Below are 21,046 nucleotides of genomic sequence, written 5' to 3' on the forward strand. Positions count from 1 at the left end.
AACAAAGCAAAAAGAGCCTACAATAGCTCATAATTAAGTGTAAAGGATGGCACAAAAAGGAGTGATACTGTGTTATAATCAGGCGCCACAGAGCAGCTAAAATATTTAGCAAAATACCTGATGACTTTTTTGCAAGTTGGCTCCAAAAGTAGTAATTTCACCTTCAATATAAAGCTAAATAAAATAACCACATGAGTTTAAGCAACGAAAAACTTAAAGCGCTACAGCTAACCATGGATAAGCTCGACAAGACATACGGCAAAGGCACCGTAATGAAGTTGAGCGACAACAAGGTAGAAGACATACCTGCTATATCCACCGGCTCGCTTGGGCTCGATATTGCTTTGGGTATTGGTGGTTTGCCACGTGGCCGTGTCGTAGAAATCTACGGTCCGGAATCGTCTGGTAAAACTACACTTACGATGCACTGCATTGCCGAAGCACAAAAGAAGGGCGGCATGGCTGCGTTCATCGATGCGGAGCACGCGTTTGACAGAAGCTACGCTCAAAAGCTTGGCATTGACACAGAAAACTTATTAATCTCTCAGCCAGACAACGGGGAGCAGGCACTTGAAATTGCTGACCACCTCATTCGCTCAGGCGCTATAGATATTATTGTAATTGACTCCGTTGCCGCTCTTGTACCGAAAGGTGAGTTGGAAGGTGACATGGGTGACAGCAAAATGGGTCTGCAGGCACGTCTGATGTCGCAGGCACTGCGTAAGCTGACCGGTACCATCAATAAAACAGGCTGTACCTGTATCTTTATTAACCAGTTGCGTGAGAAGATTGGTGTGATGTTCGGTAACCCGGAGACAACAACTGGTGGTAACGCCCTGAAGTTCTACGCATCTGTGCGTTTGGATATCCGTCGTATTGGCCAGATTAAAGAAAGCGCCGATAATATTACAGGTAACCGTACCCGTGTGAAAGTGGTGAAGAACAAGGTAGCACCTCCTTTCAAAGTGGTAGAGTTCGACATCATGTATGGCGAAGGCATCTCTAAGGTTGGTGAGATTCTTGACCTTGGCGTGGAGCTGAATATTGTGCAAAAATCTGGATCATGGTTCTCTTATGACGGCAACAAACTAGGCCAGGGCCGTGACGGTGTGAAACAGATTCTGCTCGACAATCCGGAGTTAAGTGAAGAGATTGAAGGCAAGATCAGAGCCATCGTAAAAGGCGAGCCTGAAAAAGTAGCCGCAGCGCTGGACGATTCAGCCGCCAAAGCAGCTGAAGTTGAATGAACATTATTTCCTGAACAGAAATAGCAAAAAGGGCGTTGTATAAAAGCAGCGCCTTTTTTTATTTATTTTGAATTGACTAGGCACTTAACTATGTTTATCTTAATCCAACAAGAGCAACCTGAAACTCCATAATTGAAGCGGGAATGGGTGGTATCAGATTCTGGAAGCACACATTAGCAAATCAAATTATAAGTTTAAAAAGCTTAAAAGTATAGTTGGTACAAAACTTGAAGTGATCAGGAATCAAGAACTGTTCATCCCAATAAGAAGGAAATTTATGAAGAAGTTTTTCCCTGCGCTCCTTATACTAGCATTGGTAGTAGTTGGCTTCGTCTCTAAAGACAGAATGCGCAGCGTCCCGAATGACAGTTTTTCTACAGGGGAAGTACTGAAGTATAAGGTGCATTATGGCCTTATTACGGCAGCAGATGCAACTATAGAGACAGCCCCTGCCCTGCATTATATTAATAACAGGCCGTGCTACCGCACCACGGTAACCGGAAAAACGAATAGCTCCTTCGATTTCTTTATCCGGGTACGCGATACCTGGCAGTCTTATATAGATACTGCCGCCATAGTGCCACAGCGCTTTTACAGAAACATTGAGGAAGGCAACTACCGCAAGCGTGAAACAGTTGATTTTAACCATTACAGGAACACCGCTTTTGTAGAGACAAAGAAGAGAAACAGGCCAAAGGAAACAGGTAACTATAAAATTCCTGAAAATGTGCAGGACATTGTCAGCGGCTTTTATTACCTGCGCACCCTGAACTACGACAGAATGAATGTTGGCGACAAGTTAAACCTGCAGGGCTTTTTTGACGATGAGACGTTTAATATGCAGGTAACCTATAAAGGCCGAGAGGTAGTGAGCACGAAAGCGGGCGACATAAGGGCTATAAAACTTACCCCAAAGATGCCTAAGAACAAGCTGTTCAATGGTGAAGATGCCATTACCGTCTACCTCTCCGATGATAAAAACAAGATACCTGTGCTGATACAAGCTGAAATGTTTGTAGGCTCCCTGAAGATAAACCTCTACGAGTATAAAAACCTGAAACATAAAACATCCCTGTTAGCGCAGAAGTAATCAGAGCCGGCTATATAGCCGACTTTTTTGTTGCCCATCAAAAGAAAGACCTACCTGTGTTAAGAAAATATTATGATTTGATAAGCAGATGTTAAGTTGACTTTAGGAATGATATATTTACATCAGGAAATGGTAATGCAGCAGGAATCAATAGACTGGTTAAGCAACCAAAAAACTTTACATGGCGCTAATGTCCTTAGCTGCACCACTCCTACTCAAACTCTAATGTTATTGTACCGTGCAAACTGCAACAAACTATAAGATATTAGTAGTAGACGATGATCCGGATATCGTGGAAATGCTACAGTACAACCTGACACGCGAAGGGTACGATGTAACCGAAGCAGAGAACGGCAAGAAAGCCATAACGATAGCACAGGCAATAAAGCCAGACGTTATTCTAATGGACGTGATGATGCCTGTGTTAGACGGAATCTCGGCTTGCCGCCAACTGCGCGAAATGGAGGATTTCCGAAACACGCACATCATCTTCCTGACAGCCCGCGCGGAGGAGTTCTCAGAAGTTGCTGCCTTTGAGGCAGGCGCCGACGACTTTATCACCAAACCCATCAAGCCCCGGGCGCTGTTAAGCAGACTGGCCGCCTATACACGCCGGGACTCGCTACAGGAAGAAGAAAACCAGGTAATAGAAGCGGGCGACCTACGTATAGACCGCACCAGCTTTGCTGTTTACAAAGGCGACGAAAAAATCACCTTGCCTAAAAAAGAATTCCAGCTGCTTTCTTTCCTGGCGGCTACTCCGAACAAGGTTTATACCCGGGAGGAGTTGCTTAACAACGTATGGGGAAATGATGTATATGTAATTGCCCGCACCGTAGATGTACACATCCGGAAAGTACGTGAGAAGATTGGCGAAGAAAACATCAAAACCATAAAAGGCGTGGGCTATAAGTTCAACAACGATTAGTGAATGAATTTTACCTCCCGTACGCTTGCCTTATTAGTTTCACTGGCGGTAGCACTTGTGCTCACCGCCTTTCTTGCTTTAGCCACCTACTTTTCCTGGCAAGGCTTTATCGTTGCACTGGTCATCGTGTTCATCTGTTGCTTTCTGTTGCTTTACTTTTCTTACGAGGCGCTGGTGTTTCGGGAAGTTAAAAACGTGTACTCCAGCCTGGAGAAGCTAAGGCGGCAGGACTTTAAGCAGGTAGCAAGCAGGTCGACCTTCACAGCAGACCCGCTGAGGAAGATCAAAGAAGACATTTACATGATTGCAGCGGGGAAACAGCAGGAAATAGACGAACTGAAACAGCTGCAGTCGATGCGCCGCGAGTTTCTGGCCGATGTGTCGCACGAACTGAAGACGCCGATCTTCGCAGCGCAGGGATTCATACATACGCTGCTGGATGGGGCAGTAGACGACCCGAACGTGCGCGATAAGTTCCTGCAGAAAGCAGCCAAAAGCTTGGATAGCCTCGATGCCCTTGTGCAGGACCTGATCAGCATTTCGCAGTTCGAGAAGGGCGTGGTAAAAATGCAGAAGCGCAACTTTGATGCAGTGCCACTGGTGCAGGAAGTGTTCGAGCAACTGGAGCAAAAAGCCGCACAGCACGAAATTAATTTTCACTTAGAGGTTGCCCCGGATGAAAACATTATGCTGTTTGCCGATCCGAACCGCATACGGCAGGTGTTCATCAACCTCCTGGACAATGCCATTAAGTATGGCCATAAGGGAGGCAATATATGGGTGTACTTCGACGAAGGCCGCAAGAAGTACACTGTAACTGTGAAGGACGACGGAAAAGGCATCGGCCAGGAACACATAAACCGCATATTTGAGCGCTTCTACCGCATTGACAAAAGCCGTGCCCGCGACACAACCAGCACCGGCCTCGGCCTGGCCATCTGCAAGCATATTGTGGAGGCCCACCGCTCCGTGATAGCCGTTAAAAGCGAAATAGGCAAAGGCACCACCATTCGTTTTAAGCTGCAAAAGGCGAAGAAGGATTAATCAGTTACATCCTGCCCCTCCTTTTATCTGCCGGAGCCTGAGCTATACCTGCAACTGCTGCATGTAAGATGCTCCAACAGGCACATAATGCCCCTTCACACAAACCTGATGGCGCTCTATTTTGTCAATCCTGTCTTTAGCCACAATATAGGAGCGGTGTACACGGGTAAACTTATCGGCGGGCAAGAGTTCGCTTAGCTCGTTTATCGTCATCCGCGAAAGCAATTTCTTATCCTCCAGTACAAAGGTTACATAGTTGCCGGCAGCCTCCATGTACAGAATCTCATCATAATGCACCTTTACCTGCTCGTAGCCAGTTTTAAGGAAAACGTAATCTTTGGGGGCAACCAGGTTGCTGCGCAGTTGCAACAGCTCCTGCGCCTTGTTGCAGGCCTTTAGGAACCTGGCAAGTGCGAAAGGCTTTAGCAGGTAATCAATAGCATCCAGCTCAAAGCTGGTAACAGCATGCTCTGAGTAGGCCGTTGTAAAAATAACAAGTGGCTTTTTCTGAAGGCTAGTCACAAACTCCAACCCGTTGATGTCAGGCATCTTGATATCCAGGAAAAGCAGGTCCACCGCCTCATTCTGCAGGTACTCCATCGCCTTGAAAGCATCTGTGAAGCAGGCCTCCAGTTCCAGGAAAGGCACTTTAGCCGCATGAGAGCGCACTACCTCCAGCGCCATCGGTTCATCATCTATTGCAATTGCCTTCATACTACCTGCTTCTGTAATTCATACATAAGATACCTCTTTCCGGAAAATAAACCATACAACTGCCCCTGCTTTACAATTGGAGTGTCAGGTGCACAAAAAACTCCTCCAGCGTCTCTCTAATCACCAGTTCGTGCTTCTCCGGGTACAGCAGGGCCAGGCGCTGCCTTACGTTCTCCAACCCCACTCCTGACTTATCTTTTTCCGGGTCTTGTTCCTGTTTTGCATGCGTGCTGTTATAGACATCAAAAAACAACTTGTCCTGCTCGTAATATAAGGTTACCCTGATCCAGGACTTATGCTTCAGGCTGATGCCGTGCTTAAAGGCATTTTCCACAAAAGGAATGAGCAGCATAGGTGCAATAAATGTCTCGGCCACCACATCTTCTATCTTTGTCTGGATTACAATGTCAGGTGATGTGGAAGTCCGCAGCGACTGCAGTGCAATGTAGTTGCGCATGTACTCAATCTCGCGGGCCAGCAGTATCTTTTGCTGGTGGTTTTCGTGCAGCATAAAGCGCATCATGTCTCCGAGCATCTGTATACCCTGCGCAGTGCGTTCGCTGTTTTCCTGCAGGGCAGTGCCGTAGAGGGTGTTAAGGGTATTGAAGAGAAAGTGCGGGTTAATCTGTGAGCGGAGAAAATCCAGGTTGGCATTAGACCGCCCCAGTTCATTTTTCAAGACATACACCTCTTCACTCCCCCTTATGTGGCGCTTAAACAACACCCAGGAAAGAGGCACTGTGATAAATAACTGGAAGAAAACGTTAAACAGAGAGATGCCAAAAGCAGCGTCTTCATCATGTGTGAGTAGCATGGCTATCAGGCTTATTGGTATTACAGAGATGATCAATATGACCACGGCTTTTAAAAGGTAGGCAATAAAAGGCCTCTTTTTACTCAAGGAGTTCGGAATAAGATCATAGAAGGAATAACAGTATAATAGGATGCCACATGGTCCTGCAGCTCCCCAAAACACAACTATCTCCACGTCTGCGTCTACAATCAATAACAAGAACATACTTACCATCCACAACACAAAAGCGGCAAGGCCGTCCCGGGTTATCATCCTGTATTTAGACTGTATAGCTTCTGAATTAGTCAGAAGATAGACAGCACTATATTTGATAACACAGTAAAACCCAAACATGAGCAGCAGCCAGAAGGCGTGATGGAAGCTATTCTGAAATATATGTTCATAAGTCTGCTGCTGGGTTCCAAACCTGGTAAACAGGTAGTTTTTGGTATAAGTATCTATCGTTCCGATCGCAATCCCCATTACTAGAAACAGGACGACTATCAAGAGGATATTTAGAAACAAAGCTTTCTTCTCTATCAGCTTAGGAACTACAAGAAAATTAAGCACTAAAAAAGACAGGTAAAGTAACGTGTACCGGATGAGCTGAGGAAAGAAGTAGTTCTGATGATAGTAAAAAGAAATGCCTGCCTCATCAAAAAAGACCTTGTTTGGGCTGTCTGCAGTTAAAAGAGAAAGCACCGCAAAAACAAAGATGGTGGTAGCTGCCCAAAATTCTACTTTGCTGAAATGGATAGGTTTATCCACGAAATTTTTCAGAGTAAGATCATTCATATAACAATTATAATTTAATGCCGTGAGGAAAAATAAAAAATGGGATGAAAGCCTAAGAAAAAGTGACAGAACAGGTTGTTCAGTTTTGCGAGCGTGCATAGGTGTACAGACGGATAGCCTCTACCCTCTCGGGATTTGTAACATCAGGAAGCGAAGCCAGCTTTCTGCCGTTAATGGCCACTGATTTCCGGAGCTCCACTTCGCCGAAGCCACCTTCCAACCGCACGCTTGAATAGTGAAGTCCAAGCTTGATCGGCTGAGGCAGTTCTAGCTCCACGATATCATCGTAAGGAGTTCCCGTTACCCTGCCCATAATTTCGCTCAGCAAGTTGTAGGCTATATCATTGTAGTTATGTTTCTCCGCCTGCAGAGAACCGCCATCTGGTATGTGCGCTTGCGAAGCGAGGCCCATTGTTGTTAACACTCCGAGTGAGAAAACAACAATGCCACAGATACTCCCTAACAATAGTCTTTTTAATATAGAAGCTCTCATAATAGTAGTACTTATAGATTCTGTGATACTCAGACTTATTATGAGCAAGGTTAGGCAACGTTCAGAGCAATAGAAACTAAATGTGATGAAGGCCGAAAAAGATGTGACGAAACGAACTATGATTTTCAGGATGAAAGGATGAACAGGATAAAAGGACAAAAAAGGGGAAGAACAGCTTCGTATCAGGGTACATCACCTGCCGTACACGCACACAAAATACAGCACACGCCAAATTTGCGTATCTTTGCAGCTCGCACAGCTGTACACCATAGCTGTACCTGATTTTATAGTATAGCACACATGAAATACCCGGTTTTTAAAGACCTGATTATATTCGAGAACGAGGATTTTATCGTGGTAAACAAGCCGCCATTCCTTTCGACGCTGGAAGACCGCACACCCAATACCACGAACCTGCTCAAGATTGCCCGCCAGTATAGTCCCGACCTGCAGGCTTGCCACCGCCTGGATAAAGACACATCGGGCTGCCTGGCATTTGCAAAGAATCCAGAAGCTTATCGCCACCTCTCGATGCAGTTTGAGGCACGCGAGGTGTACAAAGTATACCATGCCGTAGCCTGGGGCACACATAAGTTTGAGGAGCAGCTGGTAAACCGTTCTATTTCGCCCAGTGCTAAAGGAGTAGCCAGGTTATCGCCAGATGGCAAACCTGCTGAAACGTACTTCAACACCCTGGAAACTTTTAGCCGACATACGCTCATAGAGTGCCTACCGGTAACCGGCCGCCTGCACCAGATACGGGTGCACCTGGCTTATCTAAAGGCCCCTATAGTGAACGATGCATTGTATGGAGGTGAACCTTTGTACCTCAGCAGCCTGAAACCTAAGAAACATTATAACCTGAAGCAGCAAACAGAGGAACTGCCCCTGATCAAGCGCTTCGCCCTGCACTCGTTTAACCTGGGCTTTGTGCTGATGAATGGAGAGCCCGTAAAAGTAGAGGCACCGTACCCGAAAGATTTTGCTGTGCTGGTAAAACAGCTTCGGGCACATTAGTGATAGATGAAGGACTGTTAGACAAAGGACACAAGACTTGAAGTAGCTGTGCCTGGTATAGGTGCACCTACACTTCATATAGTCTTTCGTCCTTCAACTGCCAGTCTTTTATCCTTTTAACAGGCAGTCTTTTGTCTAACTGATTCGCAGCACAATTTTGCCGATGTTCTTGTTCTCTTCCATGTAACGGTGTGCGTCTGCCGCCTGCTGCCAGTCGAAAACAGTATCGATAACAGGCTTTATCTGTCCGCTTACAAAATGTGGTTTGGCAAAGCGCCACATCTCTTCCGTCAGCTTCATCTGGTAGCCGAGTGTGCGGGAGCGCAGGGTGGAGCCCATGATGTGCAGGCGCTTCATTAAGATTTTGCGCAGATCAAGCTCATCTACTTTACCACCTCCCAGGCTGGCAAGCAGCACCAGGCGTCCGTCCAGGCGCAGGCATTCAATGTTAGGTTTAAAGTATGGCCCTGCAATGAAATCTACAATCACGTCTACACCTTCACTGTTTGTATGCGCCAGCACAACATCCTGAAAGTCGGCTTCTTTGTAGTTAATCGCTTTGTTTGCTCCTAAATCAAGGCATGCCTGCAGCTTCTGTTCCGATGCCGTTACCAGCACTTCCGCCTGCAGTGCCCGCGCCAGTTGTATGGCTGCCGTGCCCACGCCACTTGCCCCCGCATGAATCAGTGCCCGTTCTCCGGGGTGTAGCCTGCCCAGCCACACCAGCGCCTGGTAGGCTGTTAAGAACACCTCTGGTATAGCGGCAGCTTCTTCCATGCTTAGGTTCTCCGGCACAGGCATGGCCATTTCTTCGTGTATGATGGCATACTCGGCATAGCCGCCACCTGGCAGCAATCCAAATACTTTGTCACCCTTTTTAAACTGCTTGCAGCTAATACCAGCTTCTACTACCTCACCCGCTATCTCCAGGCCTAGTATAGGACTAGCCCCTTTCGGAGGAGGATATTTCCCCTGCCGCTGAAGGGTATCAGCTCGGTTCAAGGCGGTGGCATGCACACGCACCAGCAGTTCGTATGGGTTTGGCAATGGCTTTTCGTATTCTCCTATGTATAGTTGCTCTGGTCCTCCCGGCTCTTTAACAAGTATTGCTTTCATCGTAAACAGGTTTTTGCAATAATTACTCTCTTCTGATGGCTTCTACGGGATCCAGCTTAGCGGCTCTGGTGGCAGGATAGGTCCCGAATACTACTCCTACGATAATCGCAATGACTGATATAATCAGAAAGGTATCTATTGTGTAAGCCGCCTGAAAAGGAACGTCTGTAAGGGCCTTTATTATAGGTACGATAGCAAGTGTAGCCAATATGCCGACAATAAGCCCCAGCAGGCTACCCAGTAGTGATACCGTAACGGACTCAGCAAGAAACTGCATCAAAATATCTTTCTTCTTGGCACCCGTTGCCTTTCTTACTCCAATCTCTACGGTACGCTCTGTAACAGATATCAACAGTACATTCATCACCCCTACTCCACCCACAACAACAGATATTCCTACAATCAGGCCCATCACTACTCTAAAAAGCATAAAGCCCCTGGCCGCCTGCTCCACTCTGGCTTCATTTGTTATAACTGCAAAATCTGTTGTATCGGCAGGGAACTCTACTTTCAGCCAGTTTTCTGCCTGCTTCTTGAAAGCCTGTACCTGCTCTACATTCTCTACTTCAAACAGCACGCGGGGTGGGACTGGTTTTAGTTCGGTAACTGCAAACAAACTTATTGGTAAATATACTTTTGGCATCTCCATTTGCTCAGACTTCAGTACGCCTATCACTTCTACTCTCTTATCCTGATAAGTAATAGTTTGCCCAAGCATACTTTGTACAGAATCCTGTCCTGTTGCCTGTTTTACGAAAATAGCATTTACGAAAGCAACCGGGGATTTTGCTGCTAACTCATCTGCATTAAACAATCTGCCTGCTTCAATTCTTGCAACTGTAGGATGGATGGTATTTACACCATGTACTGAAGCTCCGACTTTACTGCTGTCAGTCAGCAGCACTTCGCTATTTTGCCTGAATTCGATATAGCCTGTGGCAGGAATTTCCATGGCTCCCGTAAAAGTTTTGAAGCGATCAAAGTCTATATAACCATAATCCTGCTTCTCCAGCATCACGTTGTTCACACGCTTGTAGGTTCTCGTCTCGATCATGACCGCCTTAAGCGAAGTAGTATTAGTTATCTGATCGTGCGCGAATTTCTCCATCCCGTCTATCAGAGAAAGGACGGTGACCAGGGCAGCCACACCTATCACAATACCAAGTATGGACAGCAAAGTATGAAACAAACGTGAACGTATGTTCTGGACTGCCAGCGAGAAGGAGAGGTAGATTTTCTTGAGCATAAGATTTTTCAGCGTCATAGTTATATTCAGAATATTTCTGCTAAAATCCTAATAACCCTTTCGCTCCCGCTTTTTACAATCAACAACCAACTGCTTTTACCTTCTGGAGAATTTTAATTTCCCCCCAATAAACATGGCTGAGGCGCTCTTAAACAAACCTTGGAAAAAAATTAAGTGATTTACCTACTTTTATTACGAAAATTTCGTAAACATACGAAAACATCGTAACCCTATGGAAAAGCTAACGCAACAAGAGGAGGAGGCCATGCAGGTAATATGGACATTGGGTGGCGGATTTATCAAGGACTTTCTGGAGAAACTTCCTGAGCCTAAGCCGCCCTACACAACACTTGCCTCCACGGTGAAAAACCTGGAGAAAAAGGGATACCTCTCGAGTGAAAAGTTAGGCAACACCTACCGCTATGCACCCTTGATTTATGCGGAAGATTATAAGAAAAAATTTATGAAAGGCTTTGTGGGAGACTACTTTGAAAACTCCTACAAGGAACTGGTGGCCTTTTTTGCAAAGGAAAAGCAGATAAGCGCAGATGAACTGAAAGAGATTATTGACATGATCGAGAACAAAAAAGCGGAATGATATGCCAGCGCTAATTCTATATCTCCTGAAAGTAAATATAGCACTGGTGCTTTTTTACCTGGCATACCACTTCGTGTTGCGGCGGCTTACCTTCTACCATCTGAACCGCCTGTTCCTGGTGTTCGGTGTGCTGTTCTCGATCCTGCATCCATTCATTGAGCTGTCTGTGCTGCTCAGCCAGCACGAGGAACTGGCGGTAATCCAAACTTATGCTGCCATACCCGCCTGGGCTCCTACTCCTACCGCCATGCCTGAGCAAACTACAGCTATTGACTACTGGCTTATACCTGTGGTGCTGTTCTGGCTTGGCACCGTTGTAATGGCAGGCAGGTTAATACTGCAGTTTCTATCGCTCTCCGCTTTACACCGTGCTTCTGAACCTGCCTCTTATCAGGGAATAGACTTTAGAAAGATCAGCGGCATCAGGGAAGCTTTTTCTTTCTGGCAAACCATTTACCTGAACCCGGCACAGCATAAAGAAGATGAACTCAAATCCATACTCCGGCATGAGTTAATCCATGTAAAGGGATGGCACACCCTGGATGTGCTGCTGGCGGAACTGAGCACAATGCTTTACTGGTTTAACCCTGGAGGGTGGCTAATGAAAAAGGCCATGAAAGAAAACCTGGAGTTTATTGCCGACCAGCATGTAATGAGCGCAGGAACAGACAGAAAAGCCTACCAGTACCTCCTCCTGAAAGCTGCAGGCACATCTGAACCGCAGCTCGCCAATCAGTTTAATTTTCCATCATTAAAAAGAAGAATCGTTATGATGAACAAGAAAAAGTCTTCTCTGATGCATGTTGCCCGATATGCCGTACTTGTACCGCTTATAGTCACGCCGATATTATTGATAGCCTGTAGTGAAAACGATGCAGACATGATATCGCCTCCTGTTCCACAGCCACAAGTATATAGCGTTGATGTAGAAGATGAAATTCCTGATGTTGAAATATATGCACCTGATGCATCCACTGCCCCTGAAGATTATAAAAACTTCCTGAAACGAAACCCTGAGGTGAAACATGTAAGCTGGGAGGTGGAACATGTGGGCAGGATACATGAGGTTACAAAAGGCATTGCACAAAGATCAATTGTGATAGAATTGAATTCCGGTGACTCAGACATGTATGATTTGGATGATGAAAAAAGCGTTTCCGCTGCTGAAGCCAAATATGGAGAACTTCCAGCTCTGCCGGCGCCACCTGTTCCTTCTAAGCAAGAGCTGCCTCCATCAACTTCCCGCATTGACAATCCCATAGGATTTCCAGACCCTGCTGGCCGAAACAAAGAGTTTTTGAAACGCAACCCAGCGGTAAAATCGATAAGTTGGGTGGCAAGCAGGAATAACAGAGAGGTAGAAGGCTTTGTCATTCACTTACAATCCGGAGGTTTCGAAACTTATCATTTAAGCAATGGCTCTGATACAGCAGCAGCTAAAAGCAAATATGGGGAACTGCCTGCGCTACCGCCTCCACCTCCACCAGTAAGAAGTGACATTCCTGTATACATCCCGGACGCATCTAATATCCATGAAGACCACAGCGCATTTCTGAAGCGGAACCCGGAGGTGAAGCAGTTAGGATGGATGATAGGTGACAGCTTTGGCAGAAAAGTGCGGATGCTTGTAGTTTACCTGAAATCCGGAGACACCGAAACCTATGACTTAGACCACGACTACAATATGGATATGGCCGAAAGCAAGTACGGCACACTGCCCGCGCTGCCACCTCCACCTCCGCCAGTAAGAATAGAAAATTAATAAAACACCACATAAGGCCATCGCCCTTCCGAATCAGATTTTTACTGATTCAGAAGGGCGATGTTATTGACGGAGAGTTTGACTCACTCGTGCATCGACTACTATTTACCTGTTACACAGCTTATTTCTACAGCATCTGTTGCATATACAAATATTAACTTCTATCTTTGTGTCCATTTTTCAATGACTGAAGAATCATAATTAAATAAATAAATCGCTTACAACCACTAAAAATGGATCATTTAAGTTATAAAACCCAGTATGTCAACAAGAAGACAGCCAACAAAGGCTGGGTGATTGTGGATGCTGGGCAAGGAAGCTTGGGTCGTGTAGCATCGGAAGTTGCTAAGATCCTGAAAGGCAAGCACAAGCCTTCGTATACTCCTAACACTGACTGCGGAGACAACGTGATCATCATCAATGCAGATGACACTCGTTTTACAGGCCGTAAGTGGGACCAGAAGTATTACCTGACACACACTGGATACCCAGGCGGTCAGAAGAAAACTTCTCCACGCGAGCTGAAGGCGAAGTCGTCTACACTATTGGTAGAGCGTGCTGTACGAGGCATGTTACCTAAAAGCAGATTAGGCAGCGAGATGTTCCGCAATCTGCACGTATTTGCTGGAAGCGAGCATCCTTTTGCCGCACAGCAACCAAAAGAACTAACCCTCAATATTTAATTTAATGGAAGTTATCAATACATCTGGTAGAAGAAAAACCTCGGTGGCGCGCATATACCTGACGCCTGGGCAAGGGAATATCACTATTAACGGTAGAGATATCAAGGAATACTTCCCGAGTGAAGTACTTCAAACTATTGTGAATCAGCCCTTAAAAACCTTGGATTCAATTGGCAAATACGATATTAAAGCCAATATAAAAGGTGGTGGTGTAAGCGGCCAGGCTGAAGCACTTAGACTTGCTATCTCTAAAGCACTGGTAGAAGAAAACGGCGAGAACAAGCCAGCTCTGAAGGCAGAAGGTTTCATGAGAAGAGACCCTCGTATGGTAGAGCGTAAGAAGTTCGGTAAGCGTAAAGCACGTCGTTCATTCCAGTTCAGTAAACGTTAATTTTAAAGGTGTATCTACAACATGGCTAGTACTAATTATAAAGAATTACTTGAGGCAGGTGTGCATTTCGGCCACCTTACCCGCAAGTGGGACCCGAAGATGGCACCGTACATCTTCATGGAGAAAAACGGTATCCACATTATTGACCTGAACAAAACGCTGGTTGCCCTTGATGAAGCTACTGCTGCTATCAAGAACATCGCGAAGTCTGGTCGTAAGATTTTATTCGTAGCTACTAAAAAGCAAGCGCAGGAAATCGTATCTGAAGAGGCGAAACGCCTGAAGATGCCTTACGTAACTGACCGTTGGTTAGGTGGTATGCTGACGAACTTCGCTACTGTGCGTAAGTCATTGAAAAAGATGTCTACCATCGACAAAATGATGAAAGACCCTGAGCAGTCTAAAGCCCTTGCAAAGCGTGAGAAGCTGATGCTTTCCCGTGAGCGTGAGAAGCTTGACCGCGTACTTGGTGGTATCACTGACCTGTCAAGACTGCCTGCAGCGCTGTTCATTGTTGACGTAAAGCGTGAGCACATTGCCGTAAAAGAGGCTCAGAAACTGAACCTGCCAGTTTTCGCTATCTGCGATACAAACTCTAACCCAGAGCAGGTAGATTTCCCAATCCCTGCAAACGACGATGCTTCTAAGTCTGTGTCGCTTATCGTATCATTGGTAGGTAAGGCGATCGAAGAAGGTTTGTCTGAGCGTAAGGTGGACAAAGAGGAAACTGAGCGTAAGCGTTCTGAAGAAGAAGGCATCAAAGCAAAGCAAGAAGCTGACGAGCAATAAGCTTAAAGTTCATATTGCACTATAATAAACTGAACATTGAGCCCAGCTGCTTCAATGTTCAGTTTGTTTTAGGGGTTCAGGCTCCATCACAGAAATAATTTTAATTACTAATTCATAATTCTTAATTATAAAGATCATGGCTATTACAGCACAAGATGTTAACAAACTCCGTCAGGAAACCGGAGCAGGTATGATGGATTGCAAGAAGGCACTTACAGAAGCTAACGGCGACTTTGAGGCTGCTAAAGATATTCTGCGTAAGCAAGGTCAGAAAATTGCAAACAAGCGTGCCGACAACGCTACTTCTGAAGGTCTGGTTCTGACACAGGTAAGCGAAGATGGCACAACAGGTACAGTAGTAGCAGTTGCCTGCGAAACGGAGCCCGTATCTAAAGTAGAAGACTTCCGCAACTTGGCGAAGCAGGTGCTGGATGTTGCCGTTTCTACAAAAGCAGCTTCTAAAGAAGAACTTTTAGCAACACCACAGGCTGACGGCCGTTCACTGCAAGACCACATCACGGACCTGATGGGTAAAATCGGTGAGAAAATTGATGTTGTTTCTTACGAGACTGTTTCTGCTGAAAAAGTAGTTTCTTACGACCACTCTAACGGTAAGTTAGGTGTGCTGGTAGGTTTAACAAATACTGGCGGCAAAGAAGAAGTAACTGAAGTTGGTAAAGACGTAGCGATGCAGATTGCTGCCATGAAGCCAATTGCAGTTGACAAAGACGGTGTGGATGCCGCTACTGTTCAGCGTGAAATCGAGGTTGGTAAAGAGCAGGCGCGTGCCGAAGGCAAGCCAGAAGCTATGCTGGAGAAAATCGCGCAGGGTAAGCTGAACAAGTTCTACAAAGAAAACACTTTGCTGAACCAGGAGTTCGTAAAAGACTCTTCTCTTTCAATTGCCCAGTTGCTTGACAAGACTAACAAAGGCATGACAGTAACTGAGTTTAAGCGTGTAGCTATCGGTTAATCATAACCTAATAATAACAGAAAAGCCCGCCTTACAGCGGGCTTTTTTTATGGCTATACTTTTTTACGATTTACCCATTCCGCCTGACCGTCGACACAAAGGCATCGCGCATATCTGTAAAGCGATTCATGGCTGCCTCCAAAAAATCCTCATCCAGGAGTTCTTTCGCGCCATCATCACCATTTACGTCCATTTCGCTTATTTTATATGTCTGTTCAAAGTCTCCTTTTTCCAGCTTGATCAGGTATTTCCCGTTCCAGGCCATCAGCGTGACCTTCATGTTCGGATTTGGTATGTCGGCTACAGTTCTCATATTTTGATGTGTTAATTTGGTTAATGTGCTACTAAAGAGGATAAGCCATGGAAAGGTGTTGCCAGTAAAGCCTTTTATCCTTTATAATAAAATCCTTCTTCTAAATTCATTTGTCAGGCTTCAGACTTTCTCTTCTGCTATATCGATGCCCATGAGTTGCATGAGCTTGCTGGCATTAAAACTACGGCAGATGCCTTTCGTTAGCTTGTAATCGAACCTGATTTCATCGCCTATAATGTCACTGTTGAAGCTGTAATTCTGCACGCTTCCCGGTAACTCTTCCTCCATGGCTCCCAATTCCAAATCATGCGTAGAGATGAGGCCGGAGGCATTGCGGTGGTGCAGCTGCCGGATAAGCGACATAGCCCCCAGGTGGCGGTCGCGGGAGTTGGTGCCTTTTAAAATCTCATCCAAAAGATAGAAGACAGGCTGCCCCTTTTCCGTCAGTTCCAGCAGCATGCGCAGGCGCTTTAATTCAGCATAAAAAGAGGACGTATTCTCCGCGAGGTTATCTGCTGTGCGCATGGCCGTGTATACCTGTGCCGGAGCAACAATCAAGCGGTCAGCACATGCAGGAGCGCCCATCAGAGCCATGACCATGTTGATGCCCACTGTACGCAGGAACGTTGTTTTACCAGACATGTTAGAGCCCGTGATGACCATCGTGTGGCCGATACCCTGTGTCTCAAAATCATTGGCAACGGGCCTTACCGAGAAAATCAGGGGATGCGCTAAGGCCACTGCCCTGTACTCGAAAGGCTGCTGACTTAACTGCGGCACTGCATATTCCGGATGTGCATGCTGGAAAGCGGCTATACTTGCTAAAGCCTCTATTTCTGCCAAAATATCTAAAGACTCCTTCAGCTGCGGCAGGAATTTGTCCCGCCAGTTCTCCAGGCGATACATCCATACGAAATCCCACATCAGGATGGTGTTCAGGAAAAAGGCCATGAGCGTGCTGAGGCGCCAGGAGAAATAGTCGATGATGTTAGCCAGTTTATACAGGTTTGCGGAGGACGTACCCGAGCGCTTCAGGCCCTGCTGCAGTTGCTGTAGCCTGGGTGCTGAAAACTGGTGCTGCTCTATATGCTGCAGTTGTTTTGTGTAGCTGCGCATGGCTTCATATATCCCGATGCTTTTCTCGTAGTACTCATCCCGCTCTACCCGAAACTTATACGCCAGCCAGAACTGCGCCAGCAGGAAGGCCACTGCTATCCAGCCGCTGAACCCGTAAAACCAAGCCGCAATGGCCGCCAGCGTCAAGAGCGGAAGCACAAACAACAGCACCTTTACCCAGGGATGCTGCCTGAAAAATGTCTTATCAGAAAACCAGGCAATAAAACCATCAGCCGGCTGCTGGTCGTGCTTGTAGTGCATCGGGAGGGCCAGCAAAGCCTGTAGCCAGTCTAACTGCTCAGGCTGAGCCAGTTCCGCCACGGCCTCCTGCCGCAGTGCCACCTCTGATGGAGAAGCTGCTGCGCGAAACCAGGAGGCTAAGCGGCTTTTCCCAATGTCTGTCACGGAGCGGTTCATCAGCTGGAATAGCGAATTCTGGCCGAATATGTCGAGGTCAGAGGTATACGGATGCTGATCGTTGATGAAAGCATTGCCACCATCAAAGTTCTTTAATTTACCTTGCAGCCGCTCCACCTCCTGCTCGTTTACACGCCGCAGCAGCACCAGTTGCTGGTGCTTAAAGTCGAGGCGGCTATGCCAGCGCAGCACAACTATAAACAGGGCATAGAACAGCAACACGCTGATAGCTCCCTCCGCCATTTGGTAGTTACTGAAAAAATACCATGCTACAGCAACACCGGCTACAAACACAGCTACCCGAAGCCAGGACACCAGGCTTGATTTAGATGCTGCTTTACTCTCTTCTCCGGCGATTGCTTCGGCGCGGGATGTATATAATTCTTCTCTTGTTTTGCTCACAAAATTAAGGGTTATGCTGCCTCTTCCTTCTCCGGTGCACCCATGGTGGCGATGCACTTGAGTTCGATAGCAATAGGAGTTGGCAGCCTGTTTACCTCCACCGTAGTACGGCAAGGTTGATTGTCTTTAAAGTACTCGGCGTAAATTTGGTTATAGATTGTGAAATCAGCCTTCATGTTTGTCAGAAACACAGTCACGTCCACTAAGTTTGCCCAACCGGAACCGGCTTCTTCCAGAATATAACGCACGTTCCGGAACACTGCATGGCACTGCGCCGCAATGTCGTAGGCCACAATGTTGCCTGCCTCATCCAGTTCTACGCCCGGTATCTGCTTCGTACCCCGTTCGCGGGGGCCTACACCCGATAGAAACAGCAGGTTTCCGACGCGGCGCGCATGCGGGTACAAACCTACAGGCTCCGGTGCTTTAGATGATGTGAAGGGCTCTTTTTCATTTGCCATAGTCAAAGATAAAAAGAATGGTGGATTATCCCCTCTGTACGTTTAAAAGCAAAAGAGCTGACATACTGCCAGCTCCTTTCTCACCTTAACAAACTCAATTACAACAAACAATAGGTAAAACTGTTTCAGAACAGCTTATTTCATAAACTTCACATCCCCGTATTTGGAATTTACACTTACCAAACCTTTAGGAGATGTACCTCCATAGGCTCCTCTATACTCTGCTGAGGTATGGCCTTTTTCCAGGGAGGTAATGTTAACCAAAGACTTATCGAACCTGAAATCTCCGAACTGTACGTTCACATCAAAATTGAAGGCGGTATTGGGGTCAAAAGTCAGGCTGATAGGTGTAAAGCCGCTCGACAGCGTAATCTTTCTGATGTTTTTGCTGATATTGTTTACCGCAAATGTGCCATACTTTACATCCATCTCCATTGTCTCTCCCAAGCTGCCAATTTTAAAATCACTGAACTTGGAAGAGCCTTGCAGGCCATTAGCTCCTTCTACATTCATATCCCCGTAAGATACATCCATGCTGCCCCCGTTAAAGTAGCCGCAGGAGCCAGAGCCATAAGCCAGCGTCACGATGTTTCCTGAATTGCTTAGTCTGTCGCACTTGAGCGCACCGTGCTTTACATTGATATCGGCTTTACCTTTCAGAGCAGCTAAATAAACATCCCCAAAAGTATTTTTCACTGTCAGCGCGTTTTCTTCCGGCATACTGATGGTGTAGTTCACTTCGAAGCTCTTGTTGTTATTACCCGAGACGCGCATCGGCTCAATGCGTGTTCTAAAGGATATGGTGCTTCCCTCACGGCTCTCCAGCACTTTTATTTTGTCAAGAATTTCCTGGGCCATGCTTTCAGTGACGCAACGCGCAATAATATCCACCTTTACGTGTACCTCATTTCTATCCCAAGTGTTGATGTGCACTTTGCCAAACTTGTTCTCGATGTTGAGCATGTCTGACCTGCTAACTTTGTACGTCTTATCAATCGTCTTGCGCTTTTCAACATCATAAGCAGCTACTTCTGCCGTTACATCACCTGTCTGGTAGCGTGTAATCTGCTCATTCAGGTCTTCGAGATGCTCCAAACTTTTAAGGCTTTCAAAAACAGTCAATTCAATCTGTTCTGTCAGGCTTTCCATATTTTCCAGCTTTGCAAGCTTTATTTCTGAAAGGGCACTCAGGCCAGAGAGGTCAACCGAGATATCGGGACATGGCCCCTGGGTTTTGCCCTGCGACAAGGCCAGTGTAGGTGCCAGTGCCAACACCAGCGTGTAGCGTAGAAAATTATACATTCGTGGTCTCATCTCTTTGAGGTTCTAAGTCGGGTTGTTCATTTATTTGTTCTAACCGCTGGAGTACTTCCAGTTGTCGGTTCAGCACCCGAATCCGTATCTGCAGGTTCTGGATCAGGGCACCAACTATTTCGTCCGTATTTGGAGTTGTGTATAGTTGCTTTTTAAGTTGAATATAGCTGCTGTCGAGGCGGGCAAGCTCCTGGTCTATCTCCTGCTGGTCATCCAGCCCCAGCACCTTCAGGTCGTACTCGCTCAGCTTGCTTTTCTTCTCTTCTATCTGGCTCACGTAGTAGGCCTCCACCTCAGCCAGTTCAGGCGCGATATTATTTACAGGAGGTGCCGTTGTAGCTGCTATTGTATTGCCGGCCTCCGGCGCATTACTCTTCATCAGGAACAGCGTGAGGCCGCAACCCACCAGCAGCACAATAGCCGCTGCAATGCGCATGAACATGGAGTTGGCGCTGAAACTGGCGCTGTCACCAAACTTAATGCTGATCACCTTTGCTGTGTTGCGCTTCTGTGGCAACTCTTCGCAGATGTTCTGCCACAGCTCCGTCCGGGGCTCGAATACATCGAACTCATCCCGGTGCTCGTCTGCAAACTTTTTCAGTTTATCTTCCATGGTAAAGTTCTCTTCATATATTTTATTTCAGACCACAAACTGCGGCTCTTTCATTATCTCCAGTAATTTCTTTTTAGCCCGGCTGTACTGCGATTTTGAAGTGGATTCTGTTATACCCAGCACTTCGCCAATCTCAGCATGGTCGTAGCCTTCCAGCAGGTATAAGCTCAGCACCACCCGATAACCATCCGGCAATTGCTGTATGGCCCGCCGGACCTTTGCCACCTGCCACTCTGAATCGTCTTCACACACCTCGTCAGCTACCTCGCCAACAACGCGCTCGTCCATAGGCACCAGTTCGGAGCGCCGCTTCCGGATGGCATTGATGGCCGCATTCACCACAATCTTCTTGAGCCAGCTCCCGAATGAAGCTTCTGCTTTGTAGGAGTGAAGGTTCTTAAAGGCACTCACAAAAGCTTCCTGCAGCACATCCTCCGCCTCTGCATAGTCATTTGTGATGCGCATGCTCACGTTGAACATTGCCTTGGAGTAGAGCTTATACAGCTCATACTGGGCTCTGTTATCGCCGCTCTTGCAGCGATCAATCACGTGGTGATTTACGTCCTGATAACTGAGTTTCTCCAAGGTGTTATGTTTTAGCGTTCGCAAACCACTTGCTGCGCCCTTACGACTTTTATTCTTTCATCCTTCTCCTTCCTACTTCTGCACTAAAGACACAGCCAATGGCCCGAGGTTGCATTAAGTTGCAAAATAATTTCAAGTATTTTTCA

At 46.5% G+C, this 21,046-nt stretch carries 22 protein-coding genes; 11 read left to right on the top strand and 11 right to left on the bottom strand.

Annotation, left to right across the window (positions count from 1 at the left end; all coding sequences use genetic code 11):
- Positions 1-191 precede the first annotated feature (191 nt).
- From recA to DXT99_RS10845, 4 genes are all read left to right on the top strand, one after another.
- Complete coding sequence (recA, locus tag DXT99_RS10830) at positions 192-1,247, top strand: recombinase RecA (RefSeq protein ID WP_115565571.1); 1,056 nt, start codon at positions 192-194, stop codon at positions 1,245-1,247.
- A gap of 277 nt (positions 1,248-1,524) precedes the next feature.
- Positions 1,525-2,337 carry a DUF3108 domain-containing protein gene (locus DXT99_RS10835; RefSeq protein ID WP_115565572.1) on the top strand — a complete coding sequence of 271 codons (813 nt, stop codon included), beginning with the start codon at positions 1,525-1,527 and terminating at the stop codon, positions 2,335-2,337.
- Positions 2,338-2,575: 238 nt separating this feature from the next.
- A complete protein-coding gene (locus DXT99_RS10840) occupies positions 2,576-3,265 on the top strand; it encodes a response regulator (RefSeq protein WP_115565573.1) in 690 nt (229 codons plus the stop codon).
- Between the two features lie 3 nt (positions 3,266-3,268).
- Positions 3,269-4,309, top strand: coding sequence for a sensor histidine kinase (locus DXT99_RS10845; RefSeq protein WP_115565574.1), 1,041 nt, complete (start codon positions 3,269-3,271; stop codon positions 4,307-4,309).
- 42 nt (positions 4,310-4,351) lie between these two features.
- On the opposite strand, the gene DXT99_RS10850 is transcribed toward DXT99_RS10845, so the two are convergent.
- From DXT99_RS10850 to DXT99_RS10860, 3 genes are all read right to left on the bottom strand, one after another.
- On the bottom strand, positions 4,352-5,023 hold the full coding sequence (locus tag DXT99_RS10850; protein ID WP_115565575.1) for a LytR/AlgR family response regulator transcription factor: 672 nt from the start codon (positions 5,021-5,023) through the stop codon (positions 4,352-4,354).
- Between the two features lie 70 nt (positions 5,024-5,093).
- Entirely contained in the window at positions 5,094-6,611 is a 1,518-nt protein-coding gene (locus DXT99_RS10855; RefSeq protein ID WP_115565576.1) for a sensor histidine kinase, read from the bottom strand.
- 79 nt (positions 6,612-6,690) lie between these two features.
- Positions 6,691-7,023, bottom strand: a complete 333-nt coding sequence (locus DXT99_RS10860) for a serine hydrolase (protein WP_181885095.1) — start codon at positions 7,021-7,023, stop codon at positions 6,691-6,693.
- 381 nt (positions 7,024-7,404) lie between these two features.
- Between DXT99_RS10860 and DXT99_RS10865 the strand changes: the two genes are divergently transcribed.
- A complete protein-coding gene (locus DXT99_RS10865; protein WP_115565578.1) occupies positions 7,405-8,121 on the top strand; it encodes an RluA family pseudouridine synthase in 717 nt (238 codons plus the stop codon).
- A 135-nt stretch (positions 8,122-8,256) separates the two neighbouring features.
- Here the strand turns inward: DXT99_RS10865 and DXT99_RS10870 are convergent, their stop codons facing one another.
- Together DXT99_RS10870 and DXT99_RS10875 are read right to left on the bottom strand one after the other, a co-directional pair.
- Positions 8,257-9,237, bottom strand: coding sequence for an NAD(P)H-quinone oxidoreductase (locus tag DXT99_RS10870; RefSeq protein WP_115565579.1), 981 nt, complete (start codon positions 9,235-9,237; stop codon positions 8,257-8,259).
- A gap of 22 nt (positions 9,238-9,259) precedes the next feature.
- A complete protein-coding gene (locus DXT99_RS10875) occupies positions 9,260-10,501 on the bottom strand; it encodes an ABC transporter permease (protein WP_246000646.1) in 1,242 nt (413 codons plus the stop codon).
- Between the two features lie 214 nt (positions 10,502-10,715).
- Here DXT99_RS10875 and DXT99_RS10880 point away from each other — a divergent pair, with 214 nt between their 5' ends.
- The 6 genes from DXT99_RS10880 to tsf all read left to right on the top strand — a co-directional run bounded on the left by DXT99_RS10880 (position 10,716) and on the right by tsf (position 15,679).
- Complete coding sequence (locus DXT99_RS10880; RefSeq protein ID WP_115565580.1) at positions 10,716-11,081, top strand: BlaI/MecI/CopY family transcriptional regulator; 366 nt, start codon at positions 10,716-10,718, stop codon at positions 11,079-11,081.
- Between the two features lies 1 nt (position 11,082).
- Positions 11,083-12,843 carry a M56 family metallopeptidase gene (locus DXT99_RS10885; protein ID WP_115565581.1) on the top strand — a complete coding sequence of 587 codons (1,761 nt, stop codon included), beginning with the start codon at positions 11,083-11,085 and terminating at the stop codon, positions 12,841-12,843.
- 233 nt (positions 12,844-13,076) lie between these two features.
- The gene (rplM, locus tag DXT99_RS10890) at positions 13,077-13,526 is read left to right on the top strand and encodes a 50S ribosomal protein L13 (protein ID WP_115565582.1); all 450 of its coding nucleotides are present in this window, start codon (positions 13,077-13,079) and stop codon (positions 13,524-13,526) included.
- A 4-nt stretch (positions 13,527-13,530) separates the two neighbouring features.
- A complete protein-coding gene (gene rpsI, locus DXT99_RS10895; RefSeq protein ID WP_115565583.1) occupies positions 13,531-13,917 on the top strand; it encodes a 30S ribosomal protein S9 in 387 nt (128 codons plus the stop codon).
- 21 nt (positions 13,918-13,938) lie between these two features.
- A complete protein-coding gene (gene rpsB, locus DXT99_RS10900; RefSeq protein WP_115565584.1) occupies positions 13,939-14,706 on the top strand; it encodes a 30S ribosomal protein S2 in 768 nt (255 codons plus the stop codon).
- Between the two features lie 136 nt (positions 14,707-14,842).
- Complete coding sequence (gene tsf / locus DXT99_RS10905) at positions 14,843-15,679, top strand: translation elongation factor Ts (protein WP_115565585.1); 837 nt, start codon at positions 14,843-14,845, stop codon at positions 15,677-15,679.
- 70 nt (positions 15,680-15,749) lie between these two features.
- Here the strand turns inward: tsf and DXT99_RS10910 are convergent, their stop codons facing one another.
- The 6 genes from DXT99_RS10910 to DXT99_RS10935 all read right to left on the bottom strand — a co-directional run bounded on the left by DXT99_RS10910 (position 15,750) and on the right by DXT99_RS10935 (position 20,900).
- A complete protein-coding gene (locus DXT99_RS10910; protein ID WP_115565586.1) occupies positions 15,750-15,992 on the bottom strand; it encodes a hypothetical protein in 243 nt (80 codons plus the stop codon).
- Between the two features lie 120 nt (positions 15,993-16,112).
- The gene (locus DXT99_RS10915) at positions 16,113-17,927 is read right to left on the bottom strand and encodes a MutS-related protein (RefSeq protein WP_246000648.1); all 1,815 of its coding nucleotides are present in this window, start codon (positions 17,925-17,927) and stop codon (positions 16,113-16,115) included.
- A gap of 11 nt (positions 17,928-17,938) precedes the next feature.
- Positions 17,939-18,388: a RidA family protein gene (locus DXT99_RS10920; protein WP_115565587.1), complete on the bottom strand. Its 450-nt coding sequence runs from the start codon at positions 18,386-18,388 to the stop codon at positions 17,939-17,941.
- Between the two features lie 135 nt (positions 18,389-18,523).
- A complete protein-coding gene (locus DXT99_RS10925) occupies positions 18,524-19,702 on the bottom strand; it encodes a DUF4097 domain-containing protein (RefSeq protein ID WP_246000649.1) in 1,179 nt (392 codons plus the stop codon).
- Positions 19,683-20,315 (bottom strand): flagellar basal body-associated FliL family protein, encoded by a 633-nt coding sequence (locus tag DXT99_RS10930; protein ID WP_115565588.1) that lies wholly within the window; start codon positions 20,313-20,315, stop codon positions 19,683-19,685. Before DXT99_RS10930 ends, DXT99_RS10925 begins: the two co-directional genes overlap by 20 nt.
- Positions 20,316-20,342: 27 nt before the next feature.
- A complete protein-coding gene (locus DXT99_RS10935; protein ID WP_115565589.1) occupies positions 20,343-20,900 on the bottom strand; it encodes an RNA polymerase sigma factor in 558 nt (185 codons plus the stop codon).
- Between the last annotated feature and the right edge of the window lie 146 nt (positions 20,901-21,046).

This window comes from Pontibacter diazotrophicus, assembly GCF_003367245.1.
Lineage (GTDB): Bacteria > Bacteroidota > Bacteroidia > Cytophagales > Hymenobacteraceae > Pontibacter > Pontibacter diazotrophicus.